The organism is Exiguobacterium sp. s26 (genome assembly GCF_018618235.1).
GTDB lineage: Bacteria > Bacillota > Bacilli > Exiguobacteriales > Exiguobacteriaceae > Exiguobacterium > Exiguobacterium chiriqhucha.
This window is the reverse complement of record NZ_JACSLS010000018.1, coordinates 1-23,350: the sequence shown is the minus strand read 5'-3', so window position 1 is coordinate 23,350 and position 23,350 is coordinate 1. Positions and strand designations below refer to the sequence as shown.

27 protein-coding genes are annotated in these 23,350 nt (G+C 53.9%); 14 read left to right on the top strand and 13 right to left on the bottom strand.

The window, feature by feature from the left end; genetic code table 11:
• Positions 1 to 146 precede the first annotated feature (146 nt).
• Together KNP82_RS14910 and KNP82_RS14905 are read left to right on the top strand one after the other, a co-directional pair.
• Positions 147 to 992, top strand: coding sequence for a GNAT family N-acetyltransferase (locus KNP82_RS14910; protein ID WP_214828694.1), 846 nt, complete (start codon positions 147 to 149; stop codon positions 990 to 992).
• A 42-nt stretch (positions 993 to 1,034) separates the two neighbouring features.
• Complete coding sequence (locus tag KNP82_RS14905) at positions 1,035 to 1,241, top strand: hypothetical protein (protein ID WP_214719988.1); 207 nt, start codon at positions 1,035 to 1,037, stop codon at positions 1,239 to 1,241.
• 33 nt (positions 1,242 to 1,274) lie between these two features.
• Here the strand turns inward: KNP82_RS14905 and KNP82_RS14900 are convergent, their stop codons facing one another.
• Entirely contained in the window at positions 1,275 to 2,576 is a 1,302-nt protein-coding gene (locus KNP82_RS14900; protein ID WP_214828690.1) for a murein hydrolase activator EnvC family protein, read from the bottom strand.
• 290 nt (positions 2,577 to 2,866) lie between these two features.
• On the bottom strand, positions 2,867 to 3,388 hold the full coding sequence (locus tag KNP82_RS14895) for a VanZ family protein (protein WP_214828687.1): 522 nt from the start codon (positions 3,386 to 3,388) through the stop codon (positions 2,867 to 2,869).
• A 162-nt stretch (positions 3,389 to 3,550) separates the two neighbouring features.
• Here KNP82_RS14895 and KNP82_RS14890 point away from each other — a divergent pair, with 162 nt between their 5' ends.
• Complete coding sequence (locus KNP82_RS14890; RefSeq protein WP_029595900.1) at positions 3,551 to 4,024, top strand: glutathione peroxidase; 474 nt, start codon at positions 3,551 to 3,553, stop codon at positions 4,022 to 4,024.
• 44 nt (positions 4,025 to 4,068) lie between these two features.
• Here the strand turns inward: KNP82_RS14890 and KNP82_RS14885 are convergent, their stop codons facing one another.
• Both KNP82_RS14885 and KNP82_RS14880 read right to left on the bottom strand, forming a co-directional pair.
• The gene (locus KNP82_RS14885) at positions 4,069 to 4,995 is read right to left on the bottom strand and encodes a CAP domain-containing protein (protein ID WP_214828684.1); all 927 of its coding nucleotides are present in this window, start codon (positions 4,993 to 4,995) and stop codon (positions 4,069 to 4,071) included.
• A gap of 19 nt (positions 4,996 to 5,014) precedes the next feature.
• Positions 5,015 to 5,461, bottom strand: coding sequence for a MarR family winged helix-turn-helix transcriptional regulator (locus KNP82_RS14880; protein WP_214719992.1), 447 nt, complete (start codon positions 5,459 to 5,461; stop codon positions 5,015 to 5,017).
• Between the two features lie 118 nt (positions 5,462 to 5,579).
• On the opposite strand from KNP82_RS14880, the gene KNP82_RS14875 reads away from it, so the two are divergent.
• From KNP82_RS14875 to KNP82_RS14865, 3 genes are all read left to right on the top strand, one after another.
• Complete coding sequence (locus KNP82_RS14875; protein ID WP_214828681.1) at positions 5,580 to 5,993, top strand: organic hydroperoxide resistance protein; 414 nt, start codon at positions 5,580 to 5,582, stop codon at positions 5,991 to 5,993.
• 94 nt (positions 5,994 to 6,087) lie between these two features.
• On the top strand, positions 6,088 to 6,945 hold the full coding sequence (locus tag KNP82_RS14870) for a metallophosphoesterase (RefSeq protein ID WP_214828678.1): 858 nt from the start codon (positions 6,088 to 6,090) through the stop codon (positions 6,943 to 6,945).
• Positions 6,946 to 7,051: 106 nt separating this feature from the next.
• A complete protein-coding gene (locus KNP82_RS14865; protein WP_058763103.1) occupies positions 7,052 to 8,191 on the top strand; it encodes a zinc-dependent alcohol dehydrogenase in 1,140 nt (379 codons plus the stop codon).
• 40 nt (positions 8,192 to 8,231) lie between these two features.
• Here KNP82_RS14865 and KNP82_RS14860 read toward each other — a convergent pair whose 3' ends face one another.
• From KNP82_RS14860 to abc-f, 3 genes are all read right to left on the bottom strand, one after another.
• Complete coding sequence (locus KNP82_RS14860; protein WP_214828675.1) at positions 8,232 to 9,143, bottom strand: cation diffusion facilitator family transporter; 912 nt, start codon at positions 9,141 to 9,143, stop codon at positions 8,232 to 8,234.
• A 115-nt stretch (positions 9,144 to 9,258) separates the two neighbouring features.
• Positions 9,259 to 10,035 (bottom strand): hypothetical protein, encoded by a 777-nt coding sequence (locus KNP82_RS14855; protein WP_214714015.1) that lies wholly within the window; start codon positions 10,033 to 10,035, stop codon positions 9,259 to 9,261.
• Positions 10,036 to 10,047: 12 nt separating this feature from the next.
• Positions 10,048 to 11,742 carry a ribosomal protection-like ABC-F family protein gene (gene abc-f / locus KNP82_RS14850; RefSeq protein WP_214828672.1) on the bottom strand — a complete coding sequence of 565 codons (1,695 nt, stop codon included), beginning with the start codon at positions 11,740 to 11,742 and terminating at the stop codon, positions 10,048 to 10,050.
• A 362-nt stretch (positions 11,743 to 12,104) separates the two neighbouring features.
• Here abc-f and KNP82_RS14845 point away from each other — a divergent pair, with 362 nt between their 5' ends.
• The 4 genes from KNP82_RS14845 (at position 12,105) to KNP82_RS14830 (ending at position 14,832) form a co-directional block, all read left to right on the top strand.
• Complete coding sequence (locus tag KNP82_RS14845) at positions 12,105 to 13,016, top strand: MBL fold metallo-hydrolase (RefSeq protein ID WP_214828669.1); 912 nt, start codon at positions 12,105 to 12,107, stop codon at positions 13,014 to 13,016.
• A 61-nt stretch (positions 13,017 to 13,077) separates the two neighbouring features.
• Complete coding sequence (locus tag KNP82_RS14840; RefSeq protein WP_021066769.1) at positions 13,078 to 13,911, top strand: aldo/keto reductase; 834 nt, start codon at positions 13,078 to 13,080, stop codon at positions 13,909 to 13,911.
• Between the two features lie 13 nt (positions 13,912 to 13,924).
• Positions 13,925 to 14,539 (top strand): PH domain-containing protein, encoded by a 615-nt coding sequence (locus KNP82_RS14835; protein WP_021066768.1) that lies wholly within the window; start codon positions 13,925 to 13,927, stop codon positions 14,537 to 14,539.
• 14 nt (positions 14,540 to 14,553) lie between these two features.
• Complete coding sequence (locus KNP82_RS14830; RefSeq protein ID WP_214803408.1) at positions 14,554 to 14,832, top strand: hypothetical protein; 279 nt, start codon at positions 14,554 to 14,556, stop codon at positions 14,830 to 14,832.
• Positions 14,833 to 14,873: 41 nt separating this feature from the next.
• Here KNP82_RS14830 and KNP82_RS14825 read toward each other — a convergent pair whose 3' ends face one another.
• Entirely contained in the window at positions 14,874 to 15,398 is a 525-nt protein-coding gene (locus tag KNP82_RS14825) for a DUF1836 domain-containing protein (protein WP_214803405.1), read from the bottom strand.
• A gap of 124 nt (positions 15,399 to 15,522) precedes the next feature.
• Here KNP82_RS14825 and trhA point away from each other — a divergent pair, with 124 nt between their 5' ends.
• Complete coding sequence (gene trhA / locus KNP82_RS14820) at positions 15,523 to 16,167, top strand: PAQR family membrane homeostasis protein TrhA (protein ID WP_029595912.1); 645 nt, start codon at positions 15,523 to 15,525, stop codon at positions 16,165 to 16,167.
• Between the two features lie 86 nt (positions 16,168 to 16,253).
• Complete coding sequence (locus KNP82_RS14815) at positions 16,254 to 16,949, top strand: DsbA family oxidoreductase (protein ID WP_021066765.1); 696 nt, start codon at positions 16,254 to 16,256, stop codon at positions 16,947 to 16,949.
• A gap of 54 nt (positions 16,950 to 17,003) precedes the next feature.
• Here KNP82_RS14815 and relB read toward each other — a convergent pair whose 3' ends face one another.
• Positions 17,004 to 17,222 (bottom strand): type II toxin-antitoxin system RelB family antitoxin, encoded by a 219-nt coding sequence (gene relB, locus KNP82_RS14810; protein WP_029595913.1) that lies wholly within the window; start codon positions 17,220 to 17,222, stop codon positions 17,004 to 17,006.
• Between the two features lie 163 nt (positions 17,223 to 17,385).
• On the opposite strand from relB, the gene KNP82_RS14805 reads away from it, so the two are divergent.
• Positions 17,386 to 18,603, top strand: a complete 1,218-nt coding sequence (locus tag KNP82_RS14805) for an MFS transporter (RefSeq protein ID WP_214828666.1) — start codon at positions 17,386 to 17,388, stop codon at positions 18,601 to 18,603.
• 22 nt (positions 18,604 to 18,625) lie between these two features.
• Here KNP82_RS14805 and KNP82_RS14800 read toward each other — a convergent pair whose 3' ends face one another.
• The 4 genes from KNP82_RS14800 to KNP82_RS14785 all read right to left on the bottom strand — a co-directional run bounded on the left by KNP82_RS14800 (position 18,626) and on the right by KNP82_RS14785 (position 21,491).
• On the bottom strand, positions 18,626 to 19,726 hold the full coding sequence (locus KNP82_RS14800; RefSeq protein ID WP_251128784.1) for an MBL fold metallo-hydrolase: 1,101 nt from the start codon (positions 19,724 to 19,726) through the stop codon (positions 18,626 to 18,628).
• A gap of 81 nt (positions 19,727 to 19,807) precedes the next feature.
• Entirely contained in the window at positions 19,808 to 20,395 is a 588-nt protein-coding gene (locus KNP82_RS14795; RefSeq protein ID WP_029595916.1) for an SCO family protein, read from the bottom strand.
• A gap of 11 nt (positions 20,396 to 20,406) precedes the next feature.
• Positions 20,407 to 20,823 carry a disulfide oxidoreductase gene (locus KNP82_RS14790; protein ID WP_021066760.1) on the bottom strand — a complete coding sequence of 139 codons (417 nt, stop codon included), beginning with the start codon at positions 20,821 to 20,823 and terminating at the stop codon, positions 20,407 to 20,409.
• Positions 20,820 to 21,491 (bottom strand): DsbA family protein, encoded by a 672-nt coding sequence (locus tag KNP82_RS14785; RefSeq protein WP_021066759.1) that lies wholly within the window; start codon positions 21,489 to 21,491, stop codon positions 20,820 to 20,822. The genes KNP82_RS14790 and KNP82_RS14785 overlap by 4 nt, the downstream gene beginning before the upstream one ends.
• A 157-nt stretch (positions 21,492 to 21,648) precedes the next feature.
• On the opposite strand from KNP82_RS14785, the gene KNP82_RS14780 reads away from it, so the two are divergent.
• Entirely contained in the window at positions 21,649 to 23,244 is a 1,596-nt protein-coding gene (locus KNP82_RS14780; protein ID WP_214755703.1) for a diguanylate cyclase domain-containing protein, read from the top strand.
• Positions 23,245 to 23,350: the final 106 nt, after the last annotated feature.

The window sequence follows — 23,350 nt, the reverse complement described above, 5'->3', positions numbered from 1 at the left end:
ACCCTTGCGCTTGGCTAACTATTACTTCTGCCTTCACAGTTCGGGACTTGCACCCTATAGATTACGCCCATGCCGGGCACACTGAAAAAAACGGGCAAGCCATCAGGTTTGCCCGTTTCGTATACATACGATGAAAGGGTGTTCATATGGAACTGATTCGTTGGAACGACCTATCCGGATTTGAAGAACGTGTCATGCCCCACCTGCTCGAACATGAGGCCGAGAACAGCTTGATGATTGGCGTGCTCGATGCCATCAAACAAGGCCGATACGAGTCGTATCATCAACTCACCGTCGAAGATGACGGTGATGTGCTCGCGATCCTGCAAGTGACTCCGCCCCATCCGCTCAACTATGTGCTCGTGAAGCATGAGCGAGAGGATGACGTCCTTCGTCTGCTCGTGCCTAAACTATTAAATGGTGATATCCCATTCACCGAGGTCGTCTCGCAAGCTGATCTAGCGATGAATTTCTACACACTCTGGTACATCCTGACGGCGCGAGAGCCGAAAGTCTTCATGGAGCAAGGCCTATATCGTCTTGATCGTGTCAACGACATTCCGCTGTCGGAAGGGTCGATGCGACGGGCTACCGAGGACGATGAGGCATTCCTCGTGAAGGCGTATAGCGCGTTCGAAAAGGATACCGGTTTACCGGTCTCGTCGAAGGCAAACGCGACACAAAAAATTGCGACGATGCTCGAGAATCAAGAAGTGTACGTCTGGGAAGTCGACGGCAAGGTCGTCTCGTGCGCGAAGAAATCGCGCGAGACCGCGAACGGCGTCACCGTCTCGTTCGTCTACACGCCAAAAGCGTTGCGCAAGCGCGGCTATGCCCGCTCGCTCGTCGCCGAGCTGAGCCGGGAGCTCTTGACGTCGAAACAATATTGTACGCTCTATACGGATTTGAGCAACCCGACATCGAACAAGATTTACAAAGAAGTCGGCTATCAAAAAATCTTCACCTCGGCGTGGATTCGATTGCCTAGCTGATTTGATGCGCCTCCCCTATACTGTAGGTGGAGGCGATTTTTGATGAACAGATTATTCGGTTGGTGGCTCCGCATCCCGCGCCGGGTACGGTTGACCGCCTTGACGGTCGTTACGTTCGCTGTGCTCGGCCATATGGTGTTTCTCGGAGGCCAGAGCATGCTCGACGACCCGAACTGGGACACGCTCTGGCTGAGCGTCATCAGTGCCGCGCTCTTGACCTTTATCGCGTATAAGGCAACAAAAAAGTGATCGACGCGTTCGTCGATCACTTTTTGTATAGGCTTAGAAGAATGAAGCTGGGTTGACCGTGCTGCCCGCGCTCGAAGATGAGTACGAGTAACCGCCACGGTGGATTTCGAAGTGCAAGTGTGAGCCAGTCGAGTTCCCTGTGCTACCCATCGCTCCGATGTTTTGACCTTGTGTCACACGTTGGCCGGCCGATACCGATACCGAGCTCATGTGTGCGTAGACTGTCGTCCAAACTTGACCGTTCAAGACGTGCGTGATGATAACGTGGTTCCCGTAAGCGCCACCCCATCCAGCTGTCGTGACCGTACCTGTTTGTGCTGCGTTGATCGGTGTGCCGACCGGTGCTGCGATATCAAGTCCGTTGTGGAACGAGTAGCCGTTCGCACCGCTTGCCGCACCCCATCCTTGTGAGAGACGACCGTTTGCCGGACGTTGGAACATACCGCCGCTCGCTGGCACAGATGCCGCTGCCGAAGCTGTCGGTGTGCTTGCCGCGCTAGAGCCTGTGTTTGATGCTTGTTGTTTCTTCGCAGCCGCTGCTGCCGCTGCCGCACGTTTCGCTTCTTCAGCCGCACGACGCTGCGCTTCCATTTCAGCCTTGATGGCTTTCTCTTGTGCTTTGAGTGTCGACTCCATTTCTTGGAGGCTCATCAATTTCGATTCGAACTTCACTTTCTCAGCGTTGAGTTTCTTAATCTTCGCTGCGCGCTCTTTCATTTTTTGATTGAGCGTCTTTTGACGTTGTTCGAGTTCTTCTTTTTGTTTCACGAGAGCATCGCGCTCGGCTTTTAATTCAGCTTGCGCTGCAGCCAATTTTTCTTTCGTCGCTTGATACTCTTCGAAGATTTGTTTGTCGTTCTCTTGAATCGTACCCGCCGTGATCATGCGAGTAAGCAAGTCACCGAAGTCTTTCGATCCGAAGATGAACTCTGCCCAGTCGATCGAGCCGCCGCCATTTTTTTGCATCGTGGCCATGCGCTCTTTCATGAGCTCTTCTTGCGCCTTCATTTTTGCTTCATATTGTTTAATCTGCTTTTGGAGGGCTGCAATTTTTTGTTGTGTCGCACGAATCTCAGCTTTCTTTTGCGCGACGTCGTTGATGACGTCTTGGAGTTCAGCGTCTAACTTGTTGATTTCTTGCTGCTCTTTGCTGATCGCCTGTTCACGTTTTTTGATTGAGGCGTTCGCTTTGCTCTGTTCACTGTTATTCTGTTGTTGTTGCTGCTGCACCTTTTTTTGCTTGTCCGTCAATGACGCTGCATAGCCAGGTGTCGTGCCGCTAATGAGAATAGCTCCTAAAGTGACGGTTGCTGCAAGTTTCTTCAAGTTAACCAATGTGCTTCCCTCCGCTGAGTTCTCTGAATTTCTATATAATATAGATCGCATAAATTATAAATTAATAGGCGAAATTCGATATCGCTCTGAGACTCATTATAGCAATCTAAACCTAAAGTTATTTTACACTTATATTTCATTCCCGTTACATTGACCTGTTTTAGGTTTTATCCGTTAAAAAATGGGGGTATAAAGGGCTTTTGCAATTTTGCTTGTCACACAAACGTTATAAATCAAAAAGAAAAGCCCTTCATGAAAGCGCTTTTCAAATAACTACCTATACGATTTTTTCACCACCTCGGAGTCACGAACCCCGATCGTGACCGTTTATGACGCCCTTGTTTGAACAGCAGAAACCCGCCAATCAAGAGGATGCCACAGGCGGCACCAAAACTGTCGAGCATGACGTCTTGGATGAGCGGTGTCCGCTCCGGCGTCAAACTTTGATGGAACTCATCAAAGATGGCGACCGTGTTCGCGAGCGCCCAGGCGAACAAGAGCGTCAGCACTGCATGAAGTTGTGTGCGCGACACCGCTTTGACGAGAAGTGCCCCGAGTGCGAAGAAGACGGTGAAATGCGCCGCTTTCCGAATCAAGAATTCGATGAGACCGACGCTCCCTTTCGCTTCGAGCGACACCGGTCCCCCGGCATACTCGAAGTCAATGGTCGAGAGGACTGGCTCGGCCCACGTCCAATTGATACGTTCGAGCGGTGAGACGATGCTCTGGTCAGAGTATGGGGTCGCGCTCGATAAGAATAAGCCAAGCAGGATCAAAGCGATCCATATAAATTCATTTTTTAATATGTACATGACACCTTTCCTTTCTACAATGAGTCTCATTATACGCCGTCCATCACGTTTCATTGTAACAACGACTTCATAATTTTATGACAATTTGATTGCGAGCAACCGATTTAAAGTCGTGACTTGAATTGCTGCTTGTTATAATGAAAAGAAAAAGGGGGAATCAACATGATCTATCAATACGAAGCAGCCGACATGAGCGGCAAGCTCCAACCGCTATCCAAATACGAAGGTGACGTCCTATTAATCGTCAACACGGCGAGCAAGTGCGGCTTCACCCCGCAACTCGACGGGCTCGAGAAATTATATGAACGTTATCAGGGCCAAGGGTTCCATATCCTCGGCTTCCCATGCAACCAGTTCGGCAATCAAGACCCGGGGTCAAACGAGGAAATCAGCGAGTTCTGTCAATTGAACTACGGCGTGACGTTCCCGATGTTCGCCAAAGTAGACGTGAACGGCAAAGACGCCCACCCACTCTTTCAATACTTATCGAAAGAAGCACCCGGCCTGCTCGGTTCGAAGACAATCAAGTGGAACTTCACGAAGTTCCTCGTCGACCGGAACGGCAATGTCATCGAACGGTTCTCGCCGCAAACGACGCCGGATGAAATCGAGACGGCCGTCAAACGTCTCTTATAAGTAAAAGGATGGTCCGCCGCAATCCGGCAGGCCATCCTTTTTTATTAGCGTGGTGTGATGAAATTGATCGTGTAGAACGGGCTCGACTCCTCATTGTAGACGAGACCGACCGACACGTGCGTGAAGCCATCTTTCAAGATGTTCTCCCGGTGGCCGAGAGAATTCATCAGACCCCAGTGGGCGTGAAAGACGCTCATCTGCCCCATCGCCAAGTTCTCGCCGGCGAGGGAGTAAGCGATACCGGCCTCGTTCATCCGCTCGAACGGGTCGCGGCCCTCGGGGTCGGTATGGCTGAAGAAGTTGTTCCGGGCCATGTTCTCACTATGGGCGCGCACGACCGGTAACAACGGCTCATAGTCAGCGAGTGCTGACAGTCCGAACTTCTGGCGGTCCCAGTTCATGAGCATCCGCATCAATTGTTCGTTCGCGACGAGATTGTCTTCCGATACGTCACCGTAATAGCCGTCACTCGACTCCTCGACGTCCCGGTCTACCGTGAGCACGGCTTTCAGCTTGTCTTCGTCGTGCTGATCGAAGAACAGCGTCACGTAGTCATCATCAATCGAATAGACGTTGAACGACGGGTCGTCCGGAATCAAATAGCGTTTCAATCCTTTATTGTATGACTTGACCTCATCGAAACCGATTTGCTCGACTTGTTGTCGTGTCGTTTCGCCCACGATGAGCCCTTCAAAGATACTGCCCGTCTCGAACTGATACTGGCCTTGCTTCGATCCGTCAGCATCGATCAACTCGAGGCTACGGTCGCCGCTCTTCTCGAGCAAGTACCAGTCGTGCCCGGCATATTGGCTCGTGAAGCGCGGGGCGTCGGTCGAGCGTTCTTGCTGCTCCTCCGCCACTTCCGTCGACTTCACTTGAATGCTCGTCGGCGCCGACACGTTCGGCACTTCAAATTTCCAGGCCGCATACATGCCGATTGCGAGCAATAAAATCACTAGTTTACGAAACATCGCGTCTCCTTTCGAAAACCTACTCCTCTCGCTCACCGAATGCTCGCAAACGCACCTTGATATCGATGAGCATCTCCATATAAGCGATATACGTCGCTTGATCTATATTCAGCATACCACTCACTTTGAGCGGTACCTCTTCGGCCTGCTCACGCAGTGCGCTCCCGGACGGCGTGAGTGACAAGAGGACACGACGCTCGTCGTCGGTCGCCCGCACTTTCTCCACGTAATCGAGTTGCATGAGCCGCTTGACGAGCGGTGACAACGTGCCCGAATCGAGCGTGAGTCGCTCCCCGAGCTGTTTCAAATCGATATTGTCCTCTTCCCACAAGACGAGCATGACCAAGTACTGGCTATATGTCAGGTTTAACGGCGCCAAAATTGGGCGATATAGTCTTGTAAGCTCTTTTGAAGCGGTATAGAGCTGAAAACAGATCTGATGCTCTAATGTTAATGAACTTTTCATAAAATTTCCTCCGGCTATAGTCTTAGGACAAGCATATCATTTGCTTATCTGTTTGACTGCCCTATAATTAGATTGTGCACAACTTAATTGCCTAAAAACGAAATGGAGGAATTGAATCATGAAACCATTATTCACAGCTTCTGCAACTGCAATCGGTGGCCGCGAAGGTCGCGTCACATCGACGGACGGCGTCATCGACTTGAACGTATCAATGCCTGGCTCAAAACACGCGGACGAAGCGACGAACCCGGAGCAACTCTTCGCAGCAGGTTACGCGGCATGTTTCGGTAGCGCCTTGAACCTCGTCATCGGCAAAGAACGTATTAAAACAGACGGCACGAACGTCACAGGACACGTGACGCTCAACCAAGACGATGAAGGTTTCTTCATCTCGGTCGAACTCGAAGTCGAAATCAAAGGTGTCGATCAAGCGACGGCGGAACGTCTCGTCGAAGCGGCACACCAAGTTTGCCCGTACTCGAAAGCGATACGCGGCAACGTCGACGTCAAGTTGACTGCCAAAGCAGCATAATTCGATGGCCCGCTTCCGAGCGGGCTTTTTTTGCGTCCGGAGCATCAACAGAGTAAACTGAAGAAACGAACGATTCATCGAGAGGAGGCGGACGATGTTCAAAGGCAAACGTAAATATGTGACGATCGGCGTCGGAGTCGCATTCCTCCTCGCCGCTTTCTATAACGGACTGACCGTCCGGAACTACGCGATCGAGTCGGACAAGCTCGCGTCGGGACAATCGTTCCGGGTCGTCCTATTGTCCGATTTGCACGGCTATTCGTACGGGGACGACCAACGCGTCTTAATCGACAAAGTGCGGGAACAGGAACCGGATTTGATCGCCCTTCCCGGCGATATCCTCGACCGCTTCCGCTCACCCGATGCCTCCTTCGAATTGATTGAAGGGCTGCAGGGCATCGCGCCGATGTATTTCGTGACCGGCAACCACGAGATTGACGGCTCTGACGACTTTGTCCGTCACGACGTCAAAGACGTGTTCCGCTCCTACGGCGTGACGGTGCTCGAGAATGAGACGGCCTCAGTCAACGTCAACGGGGTCGATCTCCTCGTCGGTGGGCTCGAAGACCCGCTCCGGACGTATACCGAAAATATTCAGGCGAGCTGGGAAGAGACGGCTTTGACCTCGCTCGGCGATGTCGACACCGAGACGACATTCAGCCTGCTCTTGTCACACCGGGCCGAACAAGTCGAGACATACGCCGCCTTACCGTTCGACCTCGTCTTGTCGGGTCACGCCCACGGCGGTCAGGTCCGCATTCCCTATCTATTGAACGGACTGTACGCGCCGGACCAGGGCTTCTTCCCGAAGTATGCCGGCGGCCTGTACGAACACGAGTCGTTCACCCACGTCATCGGGCGCGGCTTCAACTATAGCGTCAGCGTGCCGCGCGTATTCAACCCACCGGAGATCGTCGTCATCGACGTTACTGGGACCGGGGCTCCTCAGTGAACCCCTTTTCCTATTTTCCCCAAAACCCGGATTCGCATGCGTGTGAAACGGGTAGAGTACTCTTGTTGTAACTTACCTGTTTTCAAAAAAAGGAGGAAGTGAACATATGCGTGCTGTAACCTATCAAGGAGCAAAGAACATCGAAGTGAAAGACGTGAAAGACCCAGAGATTGAGAATCGGGAAGAGATTATCGTCAAAATCACCTCAACGGCCATCTGCGGATCAGATTTGCACATCTACTTAGGCAACATGCCGACCCGACATGGCTACGTCATCGGGCACGAACCGATGGGCATCGTCGAGGAAGTCGGACCTGACGTGACGAAAGTGAAAAAAGGCGACCGGGTCGTCTTACCGTTCAACGTCTCGTGCGGCCATTGTTTCTATTGTGAGAACGAGATGGAGAGTCAGTGTGACAATTCGAACCACGCCCCGCATACGGACGCGGGCGGCTATTTCGGATTCACCGAGCAGTTCGGGAACCATCCTGGGGGGCAGGCCGAATATTTGAAAGTGCCTTACGGCAACTTCATGCCGCTCGTCATTCCTGAATCGTGCGAACTCGACGACGAAGCACTCCTCTTCCTCTCCGACGTCATCCCGACCGCTTGGTGGAGTTTGGACAGTTCCGGGATGAAAGCCGGCGACACGGTCGTCGTCCTCGGTTCGGGACCGGTCGGACTAATGACACAAAAGCTCGCCTGGGTGCGTGGCGCGAAACGCGTCATCGCCGTCGACCCGGAATTGTATCGCTTGAACCGAGCCAAATTGTCGAACAACGTTGAGACCGTTCTCATGAAAGACCCGATCGATACGGGCAAATACATTTATGAGATCACGAACGGCGGTGCTGACGTCGTCATCGACTGTGTCGGCTTCGACGGCAAAATGTCTCCAATCGAGAAAGTAGAGCAAAAGTTGATGGTTCAAGGCGGCACGCTCAGCGCCATCAAAGTCGCCAAAGAAGCGGTCCGGAAGTTCGGGACGGTTCAATTGACCGGGATTTATGCGATGAACTATAACCAGTTCCCGCTCGGCGACTTCTTCACCCGTAACGTAAGCATCCGGACGGGACAAGCACCGGTCATCCACTACATGCCCGAGCTGTTCCAGATGATCGTCGACAAGAAGTTCGATCCGACCGACATCATCACGCACCGCTTGCCGCTTGAACAGGCGGCCGACGCATACAAAATCTTTAACGATCATTTGGACGACTGCGTCAAAGTCGTCTTGAAGCCATAACAAAAGCGGTCCCCGACATTGTCAGGGACCGCTTCTTCGTTTACCAAATCGTTCGTTCCTCACAACATTGCGCTTCCCGTTCGATTTGAACGGTCGAACGCTCGAATGTGGCGAACTGCCGGATTCGTTCCGTCACGTCTCGCAAGACGCGCTGGTCGTCCGTGTCCGCCTCGATTAAGACGTGGCACGTGACGGCGAGTTCGTTCGAAGAGATTGACCAGACGTGCAAGTCATGGACTTCTTTGACCCCGGCCACTCCTCCGAGCTCCCGTTGCATCGCCACAACGTCGACTTGATCCGGTGTCCCTTCCATCAAGATATGAATCGCCTCCCGCGTCACCCGATAGCCGCTGACCAAGATGAGCACGGCGACGAACAGGCTCGCGATCGGATCGGCGAGCGTCCAGCCGAACGCCATAATCAACACGGCCGCCGTGATGGCCCCGACCGAGCCGAGCAAATCGCCGAACACGTGCAACAGCGCACTGCGGACGTTCAAGTTGTCACGCTCGCCCCGCATGAGCAGCCACGCCGCAAGCACGTTGACGAGCAGCCCGATGATGGCGACCGTAAGCATGCCGCCGCTTAAAATCTCTGGCGGTGCGAACAAGCGTTGATACGCCTCGATGATGATATAGATGGAAATGACGAGCAACGTCAAGCCGTTGACGAACGCCGCCAAAATCTCGAAGCGTCGATAGCCGAACGTCCGCTCTGGCGTCGCTTGCCGTGCTCCGAACCGGACAGCGAGAAAACTGAGCCCGAGTGCCGCCGCGTCGCTAAGCATATGCCCCGCGTCCGACAAGAGCGCCAAACTGTTCGTCCATAATCCGCCGATGACTTCGACGACCATGAACGTCGCAATCAGGACGAACGACCAGAATAATGCCCGTTGGTTCGTCGTATGATGATGGTGATGGTCGTGCCCGTGATGATCGTGATGTGCGCCCATTGTTTCTCCCCCTCTCTCTATATAGTCTATACCTTCCACCTCAAACATTCAAACGTTCATTTGAATGAATACATAAAAACAATCGCCGAAAGGGTTGTCCTCTCGACGATCGTCATTATTTCTCTTCGAGCCGGACCCTCATGACGCCGTCATAGGGGAACAACTTCAACTGGCGAGTCTCGCCTTCATACCAACTTCCGGCGTTTTGACTGCTCGTCGCCGTCACATCAGGCGTCGCGACCGCTTGGCGGTCCCAGTCGATCGCCCGCACTTGTTGGTCACGTACCATCAAGAAGAAGCCGTCATAGAAATGGTATTCGTTCACTTGGTCACGCTGGACCGCTTTCGGGGTACCGAGCGTGGCCCGGACACTGTCGATGTCTTGGCCGAGCACTTCGATTGTCGCCGCATCCGCCGTCGGGACGACGGTCTTCCATGCCGCGGTCACGTCGTCATCGGAAACGCTCGTCGCTTCCCCCGTCACTTGCGCTTCCGTCACCCACCCGGTCGTCCGCTCATTCAATTGGAGCTTGACGAAACCGCTGACGGCCTCGAGTTGTTCGAACCGGTCACCGAGGTCGGCCTCATAAATGACCGTCACCCGGTCGTCGGCGAACACTTTCGTATAAGGTGCCGCGATATAGACGTACGTTCCCGCTGACTCGTCGGCCTCTGCTTCCGGCTCATCTCCTTCTGTCGCCTCTGATTCATTATTGACCGACTCGGTCGCGATGTCGTCCGTCTCCGGCAACGCCGAGTTCTTCGTGTCCATGAGGGCCGCGAAGGCGATGACGCCGACGAGTGAAGCAATCAATGCGATGACCGTCGCCGTTTGCCATAACCGCTTCCGTTTCCGTGATGCGGCCCGTGATGCCCGAACTTCTTCTTTCATGTGATTCCACCCCTATTTGTTTCGTCTATTCTGTTCGGATTCGGCAAGGGGGATGCCGTTTCCTGCCTCGTCGAAGAAAATATGCGGTTCGCTCGTCAATGTCTCAAGCGTCTGGAGCGTCGCGTCAACGTCGACCGGCTTTGTATCTCCGGACTCGAGCACGCGCACCGTCTCCCCGAGCTCGATTGTCCGGTCCGTCAAGCGGTGGAACGTCCGGTCATGCGAGATAAGAATCAATCCGCCTCGATACACTTCGAGCGCGGCCTCGATTTGCTCCCGTGTGGCCACGTCCAAATAGTTCGTCGGCTCATCGAGGGCGAGCAGGTCCGCGTCCGAGAAGTACAAGATGAGGAAGGCGATGCGGCACTTCTCACCCATGCTCGCCTCTCGGATTGGCTTATACACCTCATCGCGGCGGAACAAGAAATGGGCGAGCAGCGTCCGCGCCTCCGTCTCGGTGATGTCACTTTCGGCCAGGAGCGCCTCGAGCAACGTTCCTTCGGCCGGCAGTCGGGCGAGCGTCTGTGAGAAGTAACCGATTTTCAGTTTCGGATGACGCTTGATGTCCCCGGTCTCCGGTGCGAGTTCGCCGATCAATAGTTTCAACAGCGTCGTCTTCCCGCTCCCGTTCGGCCCGACGATGGAGATGCGGTCACCCCGGTTCACCGTTAGCGAGAGTCGTTCAAAGAGGGGTTCGTCGTAACCGAACGAGATGTCGTCGACCGCAATCCACGTCTTCGCCTCGAGTGGGTCGGCTTGGAAGCGGACCGAGATATGGGCCGCATCTTTCGGACGATCGGGTCGCGTCCCTTCGAGCTGTTCGAGTTTACGTTCACGGGCCTTCATCTTGATGGCAAGGTTCGCCGCGCCTTTTTGAGCGCCTGGACTTCGCACGCTCGCTGTCGCTTTCGCTTTCAAATGCCAGCCCTTATATTGGGCGATCATATCGAGCAGCTCCGACTTCCGCGCCATATAGCGGGCATGGGCCCGCTCGTCGCGTACCCGTTCCTCGGCCTTCTGATGTTTATACGCCGTGTAGTTGCCCGGATAGCGGACGATGGTCCCCTCATGCAGCTCGAAGATGACGGTCGCGACGTCATCGATGAATTGACGATCATGGGAGATGGCGAGCACTGTCCCCGAAAACTCGTTCACCCAGCGTGTCAGCCACTCGATTGAGTCCAAATCGAGATGGTTCGTCGGCTCGTCGAGCAGGACGATGTCGACGTGTCGCATCGTGAGACGGGCGAGTTGGACCCGTGTCTGTTCACCGCCGCTCAACTCGCGGAGTCGGCTCGAGTCATGTCCGTCAAGACCAAGTCGTTTGAGGGCTTGTCTCGCCTCAAGTTCGAGCGCGAAGGCGTCAACCGCGAGTGCCTCGTCATACGCTTCGAGCACGCGCGCCGAATCCCCTGATGTGACGGCAAGGTAGAGATTGTAGCGCGCCAAGTCGCCTTGCATGACGTAGTCGAGCGCGGTCTCTTCTCCATCAAACACCGTCTGTTCGACGACACCGATCGTGCCCAAGACGTCAATCGAACCTGACTGTGGGGCCAGTTCACCTATGAGCAGCTTGAATAGCGTCGTCTTGCCGGACCCGTTCTGGCCGAACAAGACGGCCCGTTCGCCTGCAGCGACGTCGAACGAGACGTTGTCGAATAAGGGTTGCCGGTCGTGGTCGAACCGGACTTGCTTCATACTTAACATATTGTTTCACCTCGCTAGTTTGTCCGATACGCGATGAAACAAAAAACACCATCCGCAACGTGCGGTGGTGTGAAGAGATCCGGTCAAGCGGAAAGAAGGGTCACCCCTTAGCCTGAAATTGGACACACTTCACCCGTGACTGTTCGTGCGAACAGTGATGATTCGTTTCATCAGTTGAGTGAGTGTGACTTTTTCATGGCACGCGGTACCTTCCTTTCCTAAGTTACTGTCACCGTACCAAATTGAAAGCGGATTCGCAAGAGCCGGACCACAATCTCCCATTTTTTCTACACCTTCCGGCGGATGCGGGGTCGTCGGTCGAGCGGTATGATTAAACCATCTTAGATGATGAGGTGACTGTTATGCGATTACGAAACCTGCTCGTCCCGAGCGCCGTCCTGGCGAGCGTCGGTACGTTCTTATATACCCGATTGAAACGAAGACTGCCTCGACCGGCTTTTAAAGTCCCGACGGTCAAACCGGACCTCGCCTCGTTCGATGAGACGATGGTCAGTGCCACTTGGGTCGGCCATTCGACCGTGCTCATCCATTGGTACGGATTGAAAATTTTGACGGATCCGGTGTTCTCGAAGCGGATCGGCGTCCACGTCGGGCCGGTCACGTTCGGGATGAAACGTCATACCGCCCCTGCCCTCTCGATTGAGGAGATCGGGCACGTCGACGTCATCCTGCTCAGCCACGCCCATATGGACCACTTCGATCATAAAAGTCTGAAACGACTGATCACCCGCGATACGGTCGTCATCTCGGCCCCGGGCACGAGCAAGCTGTTACGTAAATACCCGAGCCTGCAGACGCTCGAGATGCATCCGCACGACAAGCTGACGCTCGCGAACGGGCTTCACGTCCAAGCCATCCCCGTCGCCCACTGGGGCAATCGTTTCCCGTGGGACAAACATATGGGCTATAACGGCTACGTCTTGAAATATAAAGGCGTCCGCATGTTGTTCGCCGGGGATACGGCGTTCACCGAGTCGTTCAACGGGCTCGCGAACAAAGAACCGATCGACCTCGCTTTCTTCCCAATCGGTGCCTATCAACCGGAGTCGTTCGAGGAAGCCCACTGCACGCCGGAACAGGCATGGACGATGTTCAAACAGAGCGGTGCGAAACGTTTCTTCCCGATGCATTGGGACACGTTCGTCTTATCGTACGAATCGGTCGAGGAGCCGTATGAACGACTCGTCGCCGCTGCCAAGCTCGAACGTGACCAAATCGTGATCAAGTCCCACGGCGAAAGCATTCGGCTGTAGCTTTCGCTTTCACTTCCGTGCGATTTTCGGTAACGTAAGAGTTGAGAGGGAGGGAATCAATATGGAATGGACAACACTCAACAATGATGTGAAACTGCCGATGCTCGGGCTCGGCGTGTACAAAGTGGAAGACGGGGCGGTCACGGTCGATACGGTCAAAGCAGCGCTTGACGCGGGCTATCGATTGATCGACACGGCCGCTATCTATCAGAATGAGGAGAGCGTCGGCCAAGCGATTCGCGAATCCGGCGTCCCGAGGGAAGACATTTTCGTGACGACGAAACTGTGGAACGAGTTCCACGGCTATGACGAGGCGCTCCAAGCGTTCCAAGACAGCCTCGACCGGCTCGGTCTCGAGTACGTCGACTTGTTCTTGATTCACTGGCCGATGCCGCGCTTCGGTAAATTCGTCGAGACGTATAAAGCGCTCGAACAGTTGTATGAGGAAGGCAAGGTCCGGGCCATCGGGGTCTCGAACTTCGAGGTCAGCCACCTCGAACAGATCATCCAGTCGTGCTCGATCGTCCCGGCGGTGAACCAAGTCGAGATCCACCCATACTTGTCCCAAAAAGAGTTAATTGCGTTCTGCCAGCGGTACGATATTCAAATCCAGGCGTGGAGCCCGCTCATGAAAGGGCGCGAGGCGCTTGAGGATCCGGTTATCGCCGAGATTGCGACCAAGCACGGGAAATCACCGGCTCAAGTCATCCTGCGTTGGCACTTACAGAACGGTGTGGCCGTCATCCCGAAATCGGTCACGCCGAGTCGAATTCGTGAGAATATAGAGGTGTTCGACTTCACGTTGACGAAAGAAGAGATGCACGCGATCGACGGACTCAACCGAAACGAGCGGACCGGGTCTGACCCGAACGAGATGCACAAAATCCACTACTGAGGAGAGATTTGACATGTTCAAAAAACTAGCTTCTGATTTGACGGGCTTCAGCGATATCGGTGAAGTCATCGACCCGAAAGATTTCGATAAGGCGGATTCGGACGATTACGTCCTCCATGAGGATAACGAGAAGATTTACTTCTTAATCAAGTCGAAATCGGACGAGTACTGCTTCACGAACTTGGCGATGATTCACCTCGACGGAACGAGCGCGATGAGTTCGAAACGCGTCTTGTATCGCTATCCATACGCCCACTTCCCATTGAATAACGTCATGTTCGAGACGGCCGGCACGGTCGACATGGACGTCGAGATCAAATTCACCATCGGCGACAAGCCGTATTCGATTGACGTGAACAAGAAACAAATCGAGCATGTGAAAGACTTGTACAAATCGCTCCTCGCCATCGCCGAGAAACAACGCGAAGGCCGGAAGATGATGGAGTATGCCAACGCCTCGCTCACGCATTCGGTGTCGATTTTGAGCGGGCTTCGTCAAGGCGATATGAATGTCGCCTCGACGTTCAAGGAATTGAACGAGCAGAGCTTCGACTGGCTTAAAGGTCACTACCATGAGTGGAACCGCAAAGACTTCGGTGACGTGTTCGAGAAGTACATCAACAACTAAAAAGGCGGTGACGTATGGACCTCATGTGGCTGTTGATTGGGTTCTTCTTGTTCATGCTAGTGATTTTGACCGTCTTTATTAGCAGTATGCTCAACGCCTTGTTCGGACAGCTACATCCAATCGTCCACGTCATCGCCATCGTGTTTTTATCGGTCGCGTATGAACGTCTATTATTAGACTATAATCTCATATGGATTATTACCATTCTTGTGACCGTAAGTTATCTATTACCACTTCTCATCGCCAAACTGTATCACAAAGGCGAGCGCATTGAACGCGAACGCCTTAAATGAAGAAATGCCCCTAGACTCCAATCGGATTCTAAGGGGCATTTTCATTTGCTTTCATCAATCAACTGTTCGGCGAGCCGTTGGAACAAATGACTCATATGGACGGCTGAGGCGATGGCGAGCGACTGTTGGATGCCGTTCGTCTCACTCGTGCGCACGTTGGCGAGGAGCGTCTCGGCTTGTTCCTCGAACGCCTGCATGTTCTGTTCTTTCTGAACCTGGTACGCGTCATAGAAGTCCTCGAGCGAGAAGCCCTCGTCCGACTCGTTCAGCGGCCGGAGCGTCTCTTTGATGTCATTGATCGAGAGCAATCCTTTCATCTCGTAAATCAGGCTGAGCAACATCAAGTGCTCGTTCGTGTACTTCTTGTTTTTGACGGGATGGAACAGCTTACCTTTGGCGTAGTTGTTGATCATCGTCTTCGTCAAAATCGTCTCGTCGTCACTCCGCTTCATCTTGCCGTAATGTTGCTCGAACAGCTGGATGACTTGGTCCATATATAAGTCGATCGTCGGGAGCACCTGCTTCGGCAACGTCCCTTCCGTCTTTACAATTTCATGCGGTTTCATCGAATCACCTCCCCTTCAGTATACGGACAAACCGGATTTGTCGAAACAAAAACCTTGTCGTTCTGACGTATACAGCTTATCATGTAGTTATGGATACTACATGACGTGATAAGGAGTGTTTTACATGAATTCGATTTTTCGGGAACCGATTAACGCACTGACCCACTTGGCCGGTGCCGTGCTCGCGTTCGTCGCGTTGATTGCGATGACGGTGAAAGCGTCACTGCTCGGCGAGCCGCTCGCCATTATGGCTGCGATTTTGTTTGGCATTAGCCTCGTCTTTCTCTATTTGTCGTCCGGTCTGTACCACAGCATCATCGCCTCGCCGAACGTCATCGCCTTCTTCCGGAGAATCGATCATGCGATGATTTACGCCTTGATTGCCGGGACATACGCCCCGCTCACGTTGCTTGCGCTCGAAGGGCCGACGCGTTGGGTGTTGTTCGGCACCGTCCACGCGCTCGCCTTGTTCGGGATCATCTTCAAGCTCGTCTGGTTCCACGCCCCGCGCTTCTTGTCGACAGCGCTCTATATCGGCATGGGCTGGTTATCGGTGTTCTTCATCGGACCGCTTCATGACGTCATCGGCAACGCCGGCATCTTCTGGCTCATCCTCGGTGGCGTCATGTACACGATTGGCGGCCTCATCTACGGCTTCAAGCCGAAGTTCGTCAACTGGCGCGGTTGGGGCTTCCACGAGGTGTTCCATTTGTTCATCCTGTTCGGCAGTTTCGCCCATTTCGTCTGCGTGTTCTGGTACGTTTTCTAAGTCCTCCTTGCGAGGGCTTTTTTCGTGAGCACATTCATTTACTTCGATTTCAAGACATCCTACACTGACTGTAGGAGGGATTAAATATGAAAATTGAAGTTTGGTCAGACTATGTCTGTCCGTTCTGTTATATCGGCAAGCGCCGTCTAGAAGAAGCGCTCGAACAGTTCCCGCACGCGGACAACGTCGAAGTGGAGTTCAAGAGCTTCGAGCTCGACCCGAACGCACCGACGACCGACTCGCGTTCGATTTACGAAGCACTCGCGAAGAAATACAGCATGCCGCTCGAGCAGGCGAAAGGCACGACGGCCCAAGTCGCCGCCCAGGCCCGCACCGTCGGACTTGAGTACGATTTCGACAACATGGTCGTCACGGGCACACTCGACTCGCACCGGTTGACGCACTATGCGAAGACGGTCGGCAAAGAGAAAGAATTGTCAGAAGCGCTCCTTAAGGCGTATTTCGTCGACGCGAAACATATCGGCGACCACGACGTCCTCGTCGAGATCGCAACAAGTGTCGGACTCGATGCCGACGCCGTGAAAGACGTGCTCGCTTCAGACGTATACACGGAAGACGTTCGCGCTGAAGAGAAGCGTGCGAGCGACCTCGGCATCACCGGCGTCCCGTTCTTCGTCTTCGACAATAAATACGGCGTCTCTGGCGCCCAGCCGACCGAGGCGTTCACGCAAGTGCTCGAGAAGACGTGGGCCGAATCGGCACCGACGCTTCAAGTGCTCTCGGGTGGCGCGACGTGCACGGACGATAACTGCGATATTTGATGTGAAACGAATAAAAGCAAAGCATTCGCCCATATTTGGACGAATGCTTTTTTGTTAATTTAAATCTTTCATCATATCCTCAAATGAAATGGTTTCAGAACGTTCTTTGTGCCTATGCATTGCTTCGTTGTAAAATTTCAAATCGAGTTCATTCTCGATACGTTCAAAGACAGTGTCCCGAACGAGAGTCGAGAGGGAGAGGTTCTTAGACTTCGCATACGCTCTAATCAGACGCTCGTCTTCTTCGTTGAGTTCAAAAGATATCGTCCTCATACAATCGACCTCCTATATGGAACATTGTATTACAAAATGGAAATGTTCATGTAGTCAAAACTTATATCTCTCGGAAGCCGAATCCCGGCTTCTTTTTTGTAGCTTTCTAAATCGTTCTGAAGGATAATTATTATTACCTAATAAGAATCGAGGACTTAACCATATGTGGAAAAATCGCAACGTCTGGATCATCTTGACCGGGGAGTTCGTCGCCGGTCTCGGGCTTTGGCTCGGCATCATCGGCAACTTGGAGTTCATGCAGGAGAAAGTGCCGTCTGACTTCGTCAAGGCGCTCATCCTCGCTGGCGGATTGCTCGCCGGGGTCGCCATCGGGCCGCTCGCCGGCCGTCTCACCGACCAAGGCTCGAAAAAGAAAATCATGCTCATCTCAAGTATTGTCCGGGCGCTGAGCGTTCTATTCATGTTCGTCGCCATCGAGACGGGAAGCGTGCTGTGGATGGTCGTCTTCCTCGTCTTCCTGCAAGGGTCGGCCGCGTTCTACTTCCCGGCACTCCAGGCCGCCATCCCGCTCATCGTCAAGGAACGGGAGCTGCTCGCCTTGAACGGGGTGCATATGAACGTGTCGACGCTGTCCCGGGTCATCGGGACGGCCATCGCCGGCATCTTGCTCACGCTCATCTCACTTCGGGACGTCTACGCGCTCTCGCTTGTCGCTTATCTGCTTCTCGCCGTCGCGACGTGGTTCTTGAAGATCGACGAGACGACCGTCCCGTCTGCGAAGAAAGTGGACGCGAAATCGTCCGGCGGGTTCAAGGACGTCTTTCCAATCATCAAATCGATTCCGGTCATCTTTATGACGCTCGTCATGACGCTCATCCCGCTCCTCTTCATCGGCGGGTTCAACTTACTCGTCATCAACATTAGCGAGCTGCAGGACTCGACGGCGATCAAAGGATGGATTTACACGGCCGAAGGGATTGCCTTCATGGTCGGTGCGTTCCTCATCAAACGGATCGGTGAGAAGTTCTCCGTGTTCTCCATCTTGTTCACGTTCTCGTTTTTGATTGGGATTGCCCAGCTCATGCTTTACTTCGCCGACATCCCGGCCGTCTCGATCGCGGCGTTCGTCTTGTTCGGCTTCTCGGTCGGCTGTTTCTTCCCGACGGCGGTGACGATTTTCCAGACACGGATGCCGAAAGACTATCACGGACGTTTCTTCTCGTTCCGGAACATGCTCGACCGGATTGTCTTCCAAGTCGTGTTACTCGTCACCGGCTTCTTCCTCGACTTGATCGGCTTACAGCTCATGGTCGTCTTGTTCGGGATCAGCTCGATCCTCATGACGGGTGCGTTCCTCGTCTATACGCGCAAACACAAACTTCATATCGAACCGGACGAGGCCGAACGCCTCTCTTCATAAAAACAAGCGGTGACCGATTCGGTCATCGCTTGTTCGTGTCTTCGATGTCACGCCACCAGTTGGTCGTGTCGTTCCGTCCGTCGAGTGTGATCCGCTCACCGATTCGTGGCGTGAGCACGTCCTCTCGTGGTAAGAGCCCCACCATCTGCTCAGCTGGGTCGAACCAGGCATGGAACGATAGCGTGAACGCGCCCCAATGAATCGGGAGCATCTTGTCGGCCCGCACGTCACGGAACGCCTGTGCCGTCTCACTCGGTTGCATGTGCACGTCCGGCCAGCGCTCATCGTATTGTCCGCATTCGAGCGCCGCGAAATCGAACGGTCCGTACGCGTCGCCGATTTCTTTGAAGTGTGGTCCATACCCGCCGTCCCCGCTGAAGAACAGGCGGTCCGTCTCGCCGAGGACGACCCATGACGCCCAGAGCGTCGCGTTGCGGTCGGTGAGCGAGCGGCCCGAGAAGTGCCGAGCCGGCGTACAGACGAACGTCCATGAGCCGAAGTCAAACGTCTCGCCCCAATCGCGCTCGACGATGCGTTCCGCCCCGACGCCCCACCGTTTCAAGTGGCTACCGACGCCGAGCGGGACGATGAAGACGGCAACCTTGTCTTGAATCGCTTGAATCGTCGCATAGTCCAAATGGTCGTAATGGTCGTGCGTGAGCAAGACGACATCGATGTCCGGCAAGCCGTCGAGCTCGAACGGCAAGTCTTCGCTGAACCGCTCGTTCTTCGCGAACGGGAGCGGCGATGGGCTCCGGCCGAACATCGGGTCGACGAGCATCGTCTTACCGTCCATTTGGACGAGCATCGCCGAGTGTCCGAGCCAATAGATGCGTGTGAAGCTTGAACCGAGTTTCTCGCTGAAGTCGATCGGGACGACCGGTAAGCGCTCGCTCGGTTTCCGGAGCGAGTCCGGATTCAAATATTCCTTCGACATCGAAATCATGTCGTCCGATGAGAACCGCATCGGCGTCTCGAGCTGATTCTGAAACTTGCCGTTCACCAGGTTCGGCGACCGGAGCGCCTTCGGCTTTTTTCCGAACGGTTTATATTGCGTGAGCACGGTACCTGTCACGGCAGCCAGGCCCATCAATGAAAATAATAGTGTCTTCTTCAATTCCATCCACTCCTCTACCTTATTCATTATACGGCACCAACGCCGATTCCCCTGTTTTCGAATACAAAAAAGACGGCACGGGCCGTCTTATGAGTTCTGTAAAATCTTGATGTCATTGACGATATCCTCGATTGGCACGTCTTGGAATCCTTGATACGCCTTGATGATTTTCCCGTCCTGGTCGACGAGATAGAACCACGTCGCGTGATCCACTTGGGTGCCTTCTGACGGTTTGCGGACGAGCGCTTTGAAGTTTTGTTGCGCGAACGCCTCAATCTCTTCTTGCGAATAGCCCGTCAAGAATTGCCAATCGGCTTTCGCCAAGTCGTAATCAGCCATGAACGCTTGAATCTTGTCCGGCGTATCGACGGTCGGGTCGACGCTGAACGACACGAATTGGACGTCTTCGACGCCTTCCTCGACGAGCGCTTCATTGAGTTTCGTCATGTTGTACGTCATCGGTGGACAGACCGTCTCACAGCTCGTGAAGACGAAGTCGGCCATCCAAACTTTGCCCTTCAAATCGTCCAGACTAACCATCTCTTCATTTTGATTCATATAGTCGAACGACTCGATCTCCCAATTGAGCGGGTCTTCAATCTCCTGGCCGCACGCGGCGAGCACCGCCATCAAGCTGATCAATCCGATGAGCATCCATTTCTTCACACGTTCCATCTCCTTCATTGTCAATTGCGTCTCACGCGCCAGACGAGGAGCGTGATCAAAGTAAATGCCGTCAAGGCAAGGAACGGAATCGTCACGAACCCGAACCAGTTGATGTATTGCACGTTGCACGGTACGCCTTGCACGCACGGCTTGATATCGGCGAAACCGGGTACTTTTTGAACCAAATAATGGTACAGTGAAACCAGACCTCCGAGGATGGAGAGCGGCAATACATACTTCTTCACCGCCCGGTCGTCCGTGAACACGGCGACCCCGAGCAAGATGACGAGCGGATACATAAAGATGCGTTGAATCCAGCAGAGCTCACATGGCACGAACTCGCGAATCTCGCTGAAATAAAGACTGCCGAGCGTCGCCGTGAGGGCGACGAGCCAAGCGAGATACAGACCATAACGGGTCAAGAATGACTGCTTCATGGCGTGCCTTGCTCAATCAATCGCTCAATCGTCTCGTAATCGAACGGGTCCTCGAGCATGACGCCGTTAATCATGATTGACGGTGTGAACTGGACACCGTGCTCTTTGACGAGCCCGTCATCGAGACTCACCTGTTCGAGCACCGTCGAGTTCTCACTCAAATCGTCCTCGAGCTTCGCCACATCGACCGATGTCGTCTCGCTCGCAATCTCTGTCAACCGCTCGACCGTGACCCATGCCTCGTCGTGCTGTTGACTCGCCGGTTGCGCGTCGTAAAGCGCCTTATGGAACTCCCAGAACGCGTCCGGGTCTTGTTTATACACCGACTCAGACGCGAGCGATGCCAAAATCGACTCTTGTCCGTGGAACAGGACGTTAATGTAGCTGAAACTGATTTTCCCTGTATCGATATAGTCTTCTTTCAACTTCGGATAGACCGTTTCGCCCCACTGTTTACAAGACGGGCATTTGTAATCCCCGAATTCGACGACCGAGACGGGTGCGTCCGCATCACCGAGCGTCGGCTGACCTTCCGTCGACACGTGTTCTGTCGTCGCCGGTGCCGCCGTCTCGGCTTGTTCGGTCGGTTGATTCATCAAGACGACCACGACGGCCACGAGGGCGACCGCGAGCAGTGTCGCGATGACTAATAGTTTGTTCTGTTTCAATCGTTTCACCTCTATTTGTATCGATTCGTCTTTCATTATAACGAAAGCGCTATCTGTTTCCACGAAATCGACCTTGTTTTTTCTCAACTTTGCTTCATGTCATGGAAAAAATGACGATGAACAAAGTGGATGTTGTTATTGTAGGAGGAATTTGTTCATGAAATCATTTTCGATGCGTCTCGGTCTCATTTTGGCGCTCAGCATCGCCACACTCGTTTTTTTACTCACTATCACGCTTACGTATATGACGAGTCAACGTTCCGCCGCCTCGCTCGAAGCGGAGATTGGGGAACGGTTGTCGATGACGTCGCATCAGCTCGTCGACAAGCTCGACTTTTACATGTGGTCACGCTATCAAGAAGTGCAATTACTTCAAGGGCTTGACGCCTTGAACGACCCTGCCTCGAGCCGGGCCCTGCTCGACCAGGTCCAGACGAACATCCCCGCTTTCTCGTGGATGGGCGTGACCGACGCGTCGGGGAACGTCGTCGCTTCGACGAACGGAATCTTAGAAGGCGCCAGCATCAAAGAACGCCCTGTTTTCCTCGAGGCACAGACTGAGCCGTTCATCGGCGATGTGCATGAAGCCGTGTTGCTCGCCGAGCTGTTGCCGAACCCGAGTGGCGAAGTCCTCCAGTTCGTCGACATCAGCGTCCCGCTCGTCCGTGACGGGACCTTCCAAGGCGTGCTCGCGACCCACCTCAGTTGGGAATGGGGCAATGAAGTGCTCCGCCACTTCAACCGGACGCTCCACCATCAGTCCGAGTATACCGACTTGTTCGTCGTCAGCGGACGTGACAACACGGTGTTGCTCGGTCCCGACCACCTCGTCGGCAAACCGCTCCCGACGTCATTGAAAGAAGGCTGGCACGTCGACACGTGGCAGGACGGAACTTCTTATTTGACTGGTGTCGCCATCGGTGAAGGTTATGAGGATTACGCCGGACTCGGTTGGAGTGTCGTCGTTCGCCAACCGACCGAAGTCGCGTTCGCCCCGGTCATCGAACTAGAGAACAAAATATTATGGATTGGTCTCATCGCCTCGCTCGTGACGTCTACGCTCGGATGGTTCCTCGCCTCGATTGTGACGCGACCGTTACAACGGATCACCGAAACGGCTGCTCTGATGAAGGAAGGGAAGGCCAAGACGTTCCCGCACCAGTCTGGAATTCATGAGATTGAGTCGCTCGCATTCGCCCTCGAGTCACTTGTCTCGTCTCTCACCGAATCTGAGACAGAACGTGTCCATTACGAGTCACTCGTCAACCGTGACGTCTTGACCGGACTCGCGAATCGGACGGCGCTTCGACACTATTTGAACGAAGCCCAAGCGACGAAGAACGAGTACGTCTGTTTCTATATCGACCTCGACGGTTTCAAAGCCGTCAACGACACGTATGGACACGCCACGGGCGATGATGTCTTGATTGAGATTGCCGAACGGTTGAAACGCGTTACGCTCGATGGTGCCTATCCGGTCCGGTTGAGCGGTGACGAGTTCTTCCTCTTGTTCGAACGGAATGGAAAGAGTGAACGATTGATCACTCAAATCGGACAAGACCTCATCACTTCCCTGTCCGAACCGATCGCCATTGAAGGCGGGACGACAAGCGTAGGGGCAAGTATCGGCGCCTCGCTCTGGCAGACGGAGACGGTGCCACACGCCGCCATCGAACGGGCGGACCAGGCGCTCTATCGCTCAAAGGCGAACGGAAAGCATCAAATCACGCTCGATGAGACGCTCATCGCATAAGCAAAGGTCCATGCCGCTGAACTGCTCCCCGTCAAGTAGACAGGGCAAATAATGAAAACCGGACTATGCGGCTTGAGACCTGTATTCTACAGGGCTCAAGCCGTTT